Below are 11,464 nucleotides of genomic sequence, written 5' to 3'. Positions count from 1 at the left end.
ATGACCTAGTCAATAAATTGGGCGATTGGGTAGCGGATCGGACTTCCCGGTGGTCCAAAGAATTGCAATCAACTGTGCTGGCTGTGGAATACGGTGGGATGAACGATTGCCTGTACAACTTGTATCAATTAACCGGAAACCCCCGCCATGCGGAAGCCGCCCATCAATTTGACGAAATCAGCCTGTTCGAGGCCATTTGGGAAGGCAAAGATATATTGAAGGGCAAGCACGCCAATACAATGATCCCCAAATTTATAGGAGCCCTGAACCGATATTTAACACTGGGAGAAAGCGAAGTTTTTTATCGAGAGGCTGCCGAAAAATTCTGGGACATGGTCGTATACCACCACAGCTACATAACAGGTGGCAACAGCGAATCCGAGCATTTCGGAGAGCCTGATCTGCTCGATGCTAGACGTTCCGATATCACTTGCGAAACCTGCAATAGCTACAATATGTTGAAGCTGACGCGGGAATTATTCAAGCTCACCCAGGATGTGAAATACGCTGATTTTTACGAGACAACATATATCAACGCTATCCTTTCCTCCCAAAACCCGGACACAGGTATGACGATGTATTTTCAGCCGATGGCGACTGGTTATTTCAAGGTGTACAGCTCCCCGTTCGAGCATTTCTGGTGCTGCACCGGGACCGGCATGGAGAGCTTCACCAAATTGAACGACAGCCTTTATTTTCACTCGGGTGACCGGTTGTATGTCAATCAATTTATAAGCAGTACACTGGATTGGGCGGAGCAGCAGGTGAAAATCACACAAAGCTCTGACCTTCCATTCAGCGATACGGTTCAATTGTCTTTTGAGCTGACCGATACCTGCAAGAAGGAGCGGCGTTTATCCGTTCGTATTCGCATCCCTTATTGGACCGCAGGCGAACCAACCATATCCCTGAACGGTGCGAACATTCAACCTGAAGTCAGGGATGGTTATGCAATCATTGATCGGTTATGGAAAGATGGCGACTCGTTACATATCCGCATCCCGATGAAAGCCGGTTACTCCAGTTTGCCTGATGCACCAAATGTGGTGGGATTTCGTTATGGTCCGGTCGTTCTCAGTGCCGGATTGGGCCAAGATGATTGGGTTGAATCGAAAACAGGGGTTAACGTCAGTATCCCTACCCGGCGAATGCTCATAAAAGATTTCGTCATCCCGCAAGGCATGAGCGTTCAGGAATGGTTTGCAGGCTTCGACCGGCATTTCATCCAAAAAGACGGCGAGCTTTCCTTTGTGCTCCGAAATACGGATGCAGACAATCGATTGGTCTTTACCCCACACTTCAAGCAGCATAGCGAGAGATACGGCATCTATTGGAGGTTCGTTGAAGCTGATTCGAACAGCCTGCACGAACACTTGGAGAAATCACAGCAAGAACAGCTGATCAGGGAAGCCACGATCGACGGTATCCAGATTGGAAACGACCAATATGAGCTGCAGCATCAAGTCAAAGGCGAATGGACCCATGCCGGAACTTGGGAAGGCCTGAATGGGAGAAGAGCGGAACCAGGCGGTTGGTTCAGCTATGAATTAAAGGTAGACCCGGAAGCCAAGAACGGTCTCTCTGTTACTTTCAGCTATGGGTCCAGAGCCGGGAGCATCGAGATTTGGGTGGACGGAAAAATGCTTGCTACCGAATCGATTCCGTTGGAAAGAAAACGGGCTTTTTATGACAAAATGTTTGAAATCCCTGCCGAAATGACCGCAGGCAAAGCAGCGGTTGAGGTAAAGTTCTCCCCGATCCAGAATTTAAACGGCATCTATGGCATGTTACGGTCTGTGAAGCTGTGACATGCTTAATTTACCTGCTAATGCTTAACACCGAATGACCTGAAAAGCCTTCCTGTCGGGAGGCTTTTCATACATATCAGCAACATATGAAAAAGATCATCTCATTTAACAACTTCCTCGGGCAAATAAAAAAGCCATGAAATTCAAGGCGCTTGAATATCATGGCAGCTTAGAAATCATTTATCTTCTAGCGTTGAATCCGATAAAAGCTTTTGTGTTGAAATCGAACACGGCGGTCAGCGGCCCAAGCAGCTCGTCTTGGTCCGTGTTGTAAGTCACCGTCACCACGCTTCCGTTCGCAGCCTGGACATCTTCAAGCAATTTCTTCTGCTCGGACGTAGTAGCTAATACACCAATCTCTTTAGAGGAGACAATTTGAACAGGTGCCTCGTCTTGCTTTGTCGTAATATGGGAAACTTGCGCACTCACCTGCGCCCATGCCAAGTTGCGGTATTCCTGCGCTGTCTCTGGCGACATTTTCAGTCCGCCTGCAACAGGTGCTTGAGCCTGTACCACTAGGAGGAAAAGCGGGCTTTGTGGAGGAAGGCTTTGCATCATGAGTGGGCCGTAGTACGCTGTTACTTTCGTACCGGCCTTCAGGTCCTCCCAATTCAAGGACTCCCCTTGAGATGTCATGACACGCGTTTCCTTACCCGCGTTTAATACCAAGTTGTCGCCTAATTGAACCTGCCAGCCGTCATCCGTATGTTTCACGGCTTTGATGGTATCTTCTTTGACGACGCGATCTGCATGAACTTTAACACTCACGGCCTGCGCTTGGCCCGGAAAGCTTGTCGCCATAGCTGGTCCGAATTCTGCATCGATTTGTGTACCGGCTTTCAAATCGGCTGGGGTTAGCATTTTGCCGTCCAGGCTTTTAATAACCGTCGATTTGTCTACAGTTAATATAACCCATGTGCTGCCGAGCAGCTCGATCCGATACTTCCCGTCTTCATTCGCCTGTACGTTTACGATTACACCGGAAGCACGCATCAGGTCAACCGCTTCGCCGAGCTCAATTTCTTTACTCGCTTCATCGTAATTTAATGTATATCCAAGCTTGGCCGCAGCATCACGGACTGGAATATACAGTTTACCATCAATAGAAACAGGCGTAAGCATGCTGTCTTGTCCATTAATAAGAACCTTTGTATCTTTTTGAAGGTAACCTGTAACCTTTTCAACTAAAGCGTCAGCTTCGACTGCGGCCGTTGTGCCGAGTACCCCTGCCAAAGTGAATAATACCGTTAGTTTAGTTCGTTTCTTGTTCATAAAAAAGCTCCTTCCGATCCTGAGATGGATGACGTCTACCTGTTAACAATCCATCAGACGGAATCGGCTTCAAATAGGTTGCAGCAAAAGTTATTCATTCGTTTCGGATGTCACAAATCAGACCCTTACATCGTCATATGTGCAAAACGTTAAGGGAGCTGGAGAATAAGATGCACGATTTGAAAGGAGCTGGAACATTGAACGTTGATGCGATAAAAAAGGAGCCTTCCCGAGTGAAATATTGCAGATTGGCGTATTCCATCCTTGCGTTCGTATTTTTGATCTGTATCATTGTGCAAGTATTTCTGGCCGGAATGGCTTTGTTCGGGGATTCGGAACTTTGGAAATATCATCGGTTGTTCGTTCCCATGTTTGGATCGATCTCGCTCATCCTGTTCATCCTCGGCATCATCGCCAAACTCAACCGGACAATGATCTGGGGGAGTCTTGGTCTGTTCGTCCTGATCAGTCTTCAATATATTACGGCTCTCCATATTGCAGGCGCGCTGCATCCCGTTCTGGCGCTCGCCTTGTTTGGGGTCTCTCTTGCCTTGGTTCGAAGTTCTTATCCATTTTTAATGAAGCGAAAATAATTTGAAGCCACTTCACGACACCAAGGATAAGCTGATTAGTGACCGCTCTGTGCCGAAAAAAAACGTTCAATCATTTGTTTCGTTTCGTGGGGACTTCTCAACTGGACTGCCTTTCCATTTGCATCAAAAGTAAAATGCCCCTTAAATGCTTCCGGCATAGCATCATACTGTTTCTCGACTTGTTGAAGTGCTTTTTCAAAACAGGGATACCCGTATTTTTTAATGAGGAGAGGCAGCCCGAAGGCGGATCTTAAAAACTCATATTCCTGGTAGTTATAGGGTGTAGTCTCCGGTCTCTTCATCAAAATCTTAAGGAAATGATCGATGACCTTGTCGATCTCATCTTCTGTGGCATAATGCGCTAATCCGTGGATGGCGAGCAGTCTCATGTCCAAATATCGTTCCTTCTTATAGGCTTTCTGAAAAAAATTCTTCAGCTCCAATTCCTTGCACCGGATTAAACCATACAGAATTCTATTGCGAAGGGCGATATTTTTCAATTTAAAATACAGCAGCTCGATGAATTCTGCTTCATTTGCTGTTAACAACTCATAGTCTACTTCATTTATTGCGCCGATAAACTTCGGATCATTTTCGCGAAAGGAGGAAGTCGCTAAGTACCTAATCGATTCATGACAATGCTGTTGATTTAAAGACATGGCGCCATCACTCCTTTTATAAACTTTGCACAGAAAATCTTGAGTTGATGCTTCAGTAATTGCGCGCTGCATCGAACCAGCGTTGAGCCATTTCTTCCGTGATAGGCTGGCCAATCAGGTGATCGGACTGGCTGAGCTGCCATACTGCTTCGCCGAGGTCCTCTCTCTCAGTCGTTTCTATACCTTTGAGGGTATTGAAGCGCACGGTGAAGGCGGTAATGGCTGCCTCGGCATCAGCAAAGCTGCGGGCCTGCGATAAGCTTGCCTGTGCAACGTTGTAAGCTTCGTTAGCTACCTTGGCCAGACGTTTAGGCCAGGACGAGAATGGGCGCCCGAACTCGATCGACCACCACTCGGGCTTTCGCAATTGGCTCACTGAAGCATGGCCGCTCCACGGCCGGGTTTTCGTGCGGGCTTTCATTTGCTGCTTCAGACGTTTACCCGTAACCTCTTCTACGTTGTATGCGATAAATCTATCAAGCAACGGCCACGTGTCTAACGGGGGCAAATCTTCCAGATCCGGCATGAAACGCAGCTCCAGATTCGTTAACCGGGCCTGACGGGCCAACACGTCTATATCGCAGAAATTGCCCCATAAACTCAGTGAATTTAGGTTCGGAAAGCGGTTCAGACACTCCAGCGAGACCGGCTGTCCCATCGGCGTATTCTGTAACGCCAGGCTCGTCACCTGGTGCAGCTTACCTAGGTCAGGCATTAAGAAGGGGGGATCATTCTTGCGTCTACTTGTGAGCGGCGCTAGTGTCAGAGAAGACGGCATGTTTTCCAGTGGTCAAGAGGCGTGATAGATTTCCGGACACATTCAAGCGGCAAGGCGTTATCGGAAGTTTTAGGTTCAGAACCCCTCGGACGGACCCAACTTGATGTGCAAGCCATGCAAAATGGACTGGCTGGCATCCGCCACCGTGTCTGGTGAGCCGGCTGGCGTAGCAAAGGCATCGAATACGGTCCAACTGATATGAGCGTCGGGCTCGACGTGAAGATCCGCCTTTTTCCCCAAGTACGACGGGCCAATGGATAGGCTCCCCACCCCGGGTCGAATCACAAGCGTGTGGCTGCGAAGACCTGTCAGGTCGATGGGATAGCGGCCATCTTCTCTCATTCCACGATTGCGACCGGCCGGGCCCAGCCGCCGCTTGCCTTTTCGACCTTAATCGGAAAGCAGCATACTTTGAAGCCATACGGTTTCGGTATTTTGTCCAAGTTAGCCAGCTTCTCAATTTGGCAATATTCCTTATCTTTGCCTACGTAATGCGCTGCCCACAGCACGCCTTCCCGCGGCTGCTTTTTATACGCTTCAGCCTGTAGGTTGAGCGGAATATCCCAGCCCCAACCGTCAGTGCCGACTACCTTGATTTCTTGGTCCAGAAGCCACAGCGTAGCTTCAGCCGATACCCCGGCATGAAGAAATGCATAATGCTCGTGATACAGCCGTTTGTCCGCATCGCTCCGAATGAGAACGATATCAAAAGGTTTCAGGGTATACTCGATCCGTTTCAGCTCGGCGATCAGGTCGTCTGTCGTTATCTCATATCCTGGCGGCTTCGCGCTGAAATCGAGCACTACACCGTCGGAATAAAACCATTCAAGCGGCATTTCGTCAATCGTCCTTGCTTGCTTCCCTTCCGAGACCGGCCAATAATGCCATGGCGCGTCGATATGGGTACCCGAATGCGTATTCAGCGTCACCATTTCCGTTGCCCACGCCTTGCTCTCTGGAAAATCCTCCTGCTTCAGTCCAAGTATCTCGGCCGCTTGCCGCGCACCATCTTCATGGGTCGCATATTCGATCTTCGCCGGCAGCGGCTCGCGGATACGCGGGCTAATCGGCACGCTCAAGTCAATAAGCTTCATGATGATTTTCTCTCCCCTCTCATCTCGAATCATCCACATTATACTAAATTGTACCTAAAGCCGATAGGCCAACGTCGCGTTCTGTGCCACCCCTATTTTATGATAACCAAAATGACTCCAGATAGTTGTTATTTCTTGGTAAACACAACTTATGATAGTCTAATGGTATCAGAGTTTTCCAGATAATGGACCGTTCATTGTTCCGTTAAAAGGCTCATTTCATAACCACCTGCAACACTTCGCAAATGAATTTTGTCCAAAAAATTTATGGGAGGGATATAAAAATGGATGTAAAAACGCTTTTGCTGCAGCAATGGGCAAGCTGCTTAGATCAAGAAGACTAGTTTCCACCACTTGAAAAAGTGCTAGAGGATGTTACGTTTGAACAGGCAATTTGGAAACCCGTTGATTCAATGAATTCCATTTAGGAATTAGTTTGTCATTTACTTTTCTATGAAAAGAGACTTCTGATGCGATTTCTTGGTGAGACAGACAATGAACCACAGGCCGAAGATAATAAATCTACATTTCGATTACCAGCTGAAACGCTTCAAAATTGGAAGGAAACAAAACAAGAATACGTTTACGTTCATCGCGAACTTGAAAAAATACTAGCAAAATCAGAAGAAGATGATTTGTATAGACCGATCCCCGGAGAAAGATCATTGGTGCTCGAACTAAAGAGTTTAGCAATGCACGACGCATATCATATTGGGCAAATTGTATTCCTTAGTAAAATGCAAGGAGCTTGGACAGGGAAACACAGCTTTTAAAAAAGCTTTATTAGCTTTACAGTTATTCAAATATAGGTACCAATAATCGATTGGACAGCTTGCTGCACACAAGGAGGAACCATGAAATTCAAACTGATCGCGCTGGATCTGGACGGCACCACGATCGACCGCCGGCTGTATCTCAGCGACGCGAACCGCGATGCCGTGAATGATGCTATACGCCAAGGGAGTATCGTGGCCATTATTACGGGAAAAATGTTCGCCGCCGCGCTTCCCTTCGCGGAACGTTTTCAAGGCGCGGCCTACTTGTTCGCCAGCAACGGCGCCAACGTGTACGACATCCGGTTGCAACAAGAACTGATCTCTTTTCCGATTCGAGCGGAACATCTTCCCCAAATCATACATACGATAGAAAAGCACCGGGCGCTCTACCGCATCTACACACGTGATGCTATGTTCGCGGCGGAGGAATCCCATCTGGTCGATTCCATTCGCCGGGATTATCCGGACCTGCCTGTCTTCGTTGGTCCGATTCCCTTGAACAAAACCTATTATAAAATCTTCGTGCAGGATGATGACGCCAAGCTTGCTGCCATTACACAGGATCTTCAGGGCCTCCCTCTGCAGATCCATCCGAGCGATAACCACAACATCGAAATCACCAACGCGCAGGCAAACAAAGGGGAAGCGCTTCGTTTCCTCAAACAGCATCTTCAGATAGCCACGGAGAACGTGCTTGCCATCGGCAACCACGATAATGATATGCCGATGTTTGCCGAGGCCGGCTATGCGGTAGCTGTTGCTAACGCGCCAGCTTACGTGCAGAAACGGGTGCATATGGTGACACGGCCCTGTGAAGAAAATGGCGTAGCTTTCGCTCTGGCCCAACTCGGAATATGCCGCATGGATTCTATCATCTAAACACGTTAAAACCCTCACCTATCATAACATGATAGATGAGGGTTTTAACGATGTTTGTAAATTGAAACAATGGCTATTCACATCTCCGGATGGCTCACCTGTTTAATCTAGAAGACAAGATTTGATAGAAGCGTTCCGCATCTACTTCTCGGGAGATTTCCACGTTTCCATCCTGAGCTGCTCTAAATGAAGTACCTCCCATAAACGTTTCCTCATTGGTTTCAACTTGGACATAACCTTTTTCAAATAGACAAACATCGGGATGAAATATGCAAACTGCCGCCAACGGGTCATGCAGTGTCAACTTATTCGAACTTTCAAGCCACGCATTTCCGAAATCAAATACCGCTTTCATCAATTCGGAATCCGCAAAAAGAAGTTCTTCTGCTTTTGCTGCCTCCATGGTCAATCTGTCGGTGATTTCAAGCGTAATTGCCCGGTTAATCGCTACTTTGGAAGCAAAAACAATTTTGGATGCGAGCGGATCAGCCCATGAGTTCCAATTGTAGTAGGCTTCAGGCAATTCCTCCTGACCAAAATATCCATTCATCACATAAAGTCCTTTTAACAGGGACAGGACATCTGGATATGTGTTAAACAGCGTTGCAATATTAGTCATGTTTCCAATACCGAGCAACACAATTTCATGTGGATTAGCTTTGATCATTCCATACATAAATGCAGGCGCATCCGACTTTTCATAGATGTCGTGTTCCCAGTTTGCTAATGCCGCCGCACCATCCGGGGTCGGATATACAGGGACAGGCTGCAAAGTTGTATCCAATCCAGCTACAATTGGAATATCCCTCTTGACGGTTTTACAAATTGCATTTGCAACTGCCGCCCGCTTCTCCGATTCTCCACACACCGTTGTAATGCCAACTAAATTACATTGTGGCTCTTTTAATAAATAGGCCAGACAAATTGCATCATCAATATCTCCGCCAATATCTGAATCAAGCAATATTTTTTCCATTTATTGATCCTCCTGTATTAAGAATTAGGTATACAAGAGTACATTGCAAATCCCCATAAATCCACCTCCATCATTCAGTATTTTTCATAGTATCATAGAACTAAGAGTACATTAATGGTTACTACGGGAAGTATTCCACTTCGGATATCCGGAAAACAGCAAGGTAATAGCATTCAAACAACCCCTGAATTCATTTAAAGAATGTCAGTATCGTAGTAAGGTTATTATTGGTTCCCCCGATAACTGGAGCTTCTAGATTTGAGCTGCAGGTATTTGTAGGCCTTCGCTCGGGTTTTGACAAGAACATTTATCGTTAAAAAAAGCCGCAGCTACGCGGCTATGAAGCGTGTATGATTCTTGTCGTCTTACAGTTAAGCCATTGATTTAGGTTACCGCTTCATCATTTATTACAATTTATCGTAATGCTCATCGGTAACGGGTTCCAGCCATTCCGGCTTACCTGCAGTGATGGCAATATGTTCAAACCAGCTGTCTTTTGCCGCACCATGCCAGTGTTTTACACCATCATGAGTAACAACAACATCACCGGCTTTCAGGAACTGGGCGGCCTTTCCTTCTTCCTGGTACCAGCCTTCGCCGCCGGTTACCAATAGAATCTGATACCCATCACGATGGATATGCCAGTTATTCCGGCATCCCGGTTCAAAGGTTACGTTGCCAACGCCAACAGGAACGCTGGGATCGGCAACCAACGCCTGCAGGTAACTTTGTCCGACAAAATATTTGGCAAATCCTTCGTTCTTCTCTCCCACAGGGAAAATTACGCCGTTTTTTACCTCTTCATGTTTGGCCATTTGGGTTCCTCCATTAAACATTATTAGGTTTCGTATCCTCTGGCTCTGTTTACTTCAATTTCCCGCCAAATACCGGAAAGAAGCTATGCTCACCATAATTTTGAATCTGCTCTGCGTTCTTCAATGTCTCCATATCTGCATCGCTGATAACAAAATCAAGCTCTGCATTGTTTCTCATGTGATCAGGATTTGCCGTCTTCGGAAGTACGACAAGACCAAGCTGGATATCATAACGCAGGCAAAGCTGGGCAACCGATACCCCATACTTATCTGCTATTGCCTTAACCTCAGTATTATCAAGGATTGCACCGTGTGCAATGGGTGAATAGGCCTCCACCAGGATGTCATTCTTTTGGCAGAATTCAATGAGCTCTAATGGCGTATTGCTCACATGTGCCAAGATCTGATTGACCATAGGCTTGATCTCACAGCCTGCAAGTATATTCTCAATATCATCCTGAAGAAAGTTAGACAGACCGATGGCCTTTACTTTGCCTGTTCTATAAGCATCCTCCATCGCTTTCCATACTTCTTTGTTTTCCTCGAAGTAACGCTTCTTCTCACGGAACTCCGTCCAGGGTTGTGGACTGTGAATAATCAGAAGGTCAATGTATTCCAGTCCCAATTTGGCTAAGGACTCATGAATGGACTGCGTAACTGCATCATAGCTTTTTGCTTCAGCAGCAACCTTTGTCGTAATGAAAAGTTCTTCTCTCGCGACACCGCAAGTACGGATTGCTTCGCCTACTCCAGCCTCATTCATATAAGCCTGAGCCGTATCAATATGGCGATATCCTAGGGATACCGCATCTCGCACGGCCTGTGCTGCCTGTTCATCGTCGAGGAGCCATGTACCCAATCCTAATTTGGGAATTTCAATACCATTCGATAATTTGAATGTTTCGTTAAACATTGGTTTTGTCTCCCTTACTATTCCGGAATGATTTCATTGATGCAGCTCAAAGCATTTAACGTTCTAGGGAATCCCATATAAGGAAGACAATGCGTGATGGCGGTAATCATCGTTTCCTTATCATTGCCGACATTTAGATTGCCTTGTACATGTGCCTTGACCTGATTTTCGGCACCCCCGAGTGCGCTGATGATGCTGAGCGTCAGCAGCTCGCGCGTTTTCAAATCCAGGCCTCCTCGGGTATAGAAGTCGCCAAAGCAAAAGGCGGAAAGGTAATCCTGAATATGCTTTTGATTGATCGGGGAATTTTCCCGGTTTTTGGTAATGATGTCACCGAAAGCGTCCACCTGCACGGCAAGTCCCTTGTCAAACCGTGTCTCTTCTTCAACCTGTTGTTGACTCTCCAGCGGCAAGTTGATGTTTCTTGCTTTGAAAACGTCGTTGACCTCCGTCAAGGCATTCAGCGTTTTGGGAAAACCGACGTAAGGCGCGCATTGATACACGGCTTCCTTGATTTCGATCGGCGTAAGTCCGACGTTCAAGGCAGCATGGACATGTGCCTTGAGCTGAGGCAAGGTTTGGTTTGTGGTTAGCACCACTAAGGTGATGAGCTCCCTCATTTTGTCATCCAGGCTGCCTTGATGAAAGACTTCCCCGAAAATAAACCGGCTCAAAATATCCTGAAAATCGGGATCCGTGGCATATGCGGCAGGCACTCCATCGCCGAATAGCTGCTTGTACGTTTCATGGCTCTTCTCAATTCGATTCATCATGCAGCCTCCTGTCCATGGGACAAATTATTCAAACAAGCCATTATGATTAATGTACGGTAAGCGGCACAACCTTCACTGTGGCTGAACGGGCTCGCGTACTGATCATCGAGTTCAGATAAGGACTTCCC

The 11,464-nt window shown here is 47.0% G+C and carries 10 protein-coding genes and 2 pseudogenes; 4 read left to right on the top strand and 8 right to left on the bottom strand.

The window, feature by feature from the left end; translation table 11 throughout:
* The coding region (locus tag CPT76_RS09035) for a glycoside hydrolase family 127 protein (protein ID WP_105442678.1) at window positions 1-1,808 on the top strand (1,808 nt) is incomplete at its 5' end.
* A 180-nt stretch (window positions 1,809-1,988) separates the two neighbouring features.
* On the opposite strand, the gene CPT76_RS09030 is transcribed toward CPT76_RS09035, so the two are convergent.
* Entirely contained in the window at window positions 1,989-3,080 is a 1,092-nt protein-coding gene (locus CPT76_RS09030; RefSeq protein ID WP_105442677.1) for a stalk domain-containing protein, read from the bottom strand.
* A gap of 233 nt (window positions 3,081-3,313) precedes the next feature.
* On the opposite strand from CPT76_RS09030, the gene CPT76_RS09025 reads away from it, so the two are divergent.
* Window positions 3,314-3,673, top strand: a complete 360-nt coding sequence (locus CPT76_RS09025) for a DUF6220 domain-containing protein (protein WP_146116189.1) — start codon at window positions 3,314-3,316, stop codon at window positions 3,671-3,673.
* Window positions 3,674-3,708: 35 nt separating this feature from the next.
* Here the strand turns inward: CPT76_RS09025 and CPT76_RS39260 are convergent, their stop codons facing one another.
* From CPT76_RS39260 to CPT76_RS09010, 3 genes and pseudogenes are all read right to left on the bottom strand, one after another.
* Window positions 3,709-4,332, bottom strand: coding sequence for a hypothetical protein (locus tag CPT76_RS39260; RefSeq protein WP_258168228.1), 624 nt, complete (start codon window positions 4,330-4,332; stop codon window positions 3,709-3,711).
* Window positions 4,333-4,384: 52 nt separating this feature from the next.
* Window positions 4,385-5,452, bottom strand: a pseudogene (locus CPT76_RS41315) (hypothetical protein).
* Window positions 5,449-6,204, bottom strand: coding sequence for a cyclase family protein (locus CPT76_RS09010; protein ID WP_105442675.1), 756 nt, complete (start codon window positions 6,202-6,204; stop codon window positions 5,449-5,451). The pseudogene CPT76_RS41315 and the gene CPT76_RS09010 overlap by 4 nt, the downstream one beginning before the upstream one ends.
* Before the next feature lie 440 nt (window positions 6,205-6,644).
* Between CPT76_RS09010 and CPT76_RS39250 the strand changes: the two are divergent.
* Window positions 6,645-6,977 (top strand): annotated as a pseudogene (locus CPT76_RS39250) (DinB family protein); the annotation flags it as partial.
* Window positions 6,978-7,058: 81 nt separating this feature from the next.
* Window positions 7,059-7,859, top strand: coding sequence for a Cof-type HAD-IIB family hydrolase (locus CPT76_RS09000; RefSeq protein ID WP_105442674.1), 801 nt, complete (start codon window positions 7,059-7,061; stop codon window positions 7,857-7,859).
* Between the two features lie 94 nt (window positions 7,860-7,953).
* On the opposite strand, the gene CPT76_RS08995 is transcribed toward CPT76_RS09000, so the two are convergent.
* From CPT76_RS08995 to CPT76_RS08980, 4 genes are all read right to left on the bottom strand, one after another.
* The gene (locus CPT76_RS08995; protein WP_105442673.1) at window positions 7,954-8,835 is read right to left on the bottom strand and encodes a nucleoside hydrolase; all 882 of its coding nucleotides are present in this window, start codon (window positions 8,833-8,835) and stop codon (window positions 7,954-7,956) included.
* A gap of 407 nt (window positions 8,836-9,242) precedes the next feature.
* Complete coding sequence (locus CPT76_RS08990; RefSeq protein WP_105442672.1) at window positions 9,243-9,650, bottom strand: cupin domain-containing protein; 408 nt, start codon at window positions 9,648-9,650, stop codon at window positions 9,243-9,245.
* Window positions 9,651-9,699: 49 nt separating this feature from the next.
* Complete coding sequence (locus tag CPT76_RS08985) at window positions 9,700-10,563, bottom strand: aldo/keto reductase (protein WP_105442671.1); 864 nt, start codon at window positions 10,561-10,563, stop codon at window positions 9,700-9,702.
* A 17-nt stretch (window positions 10,564-10,580) separates the two neighbouring features.
* Window positions 10,581-11,333: a carboxymuconolactone decarboxylase family protein gene (locus CPT76_RS08980; protein ID WP_105442670.1), complete on the bottom strand. Its 753-nt coding sequence runs from the start codon at window positions 11,331-11,333 to the stop codon at window positions 10,581-10,583.
* Between the last annotated feature and the right edge of the window lie 131 nt (window positions 11,334-11,464).

The sequence above is a fragment of the Paenibacillus sp. AR247 genome (genome assembly GCF_002968895.1).
GTDB lineage: Bacteria > Bacillota > Bacilli > Paenibacillales > Paenibacillaceae > Paenibacillus_AQ > Paenibacillus_AQ favisporus.
This window is presented reverse-complemented; position numbering and strand designations above follow the sequence as displayed.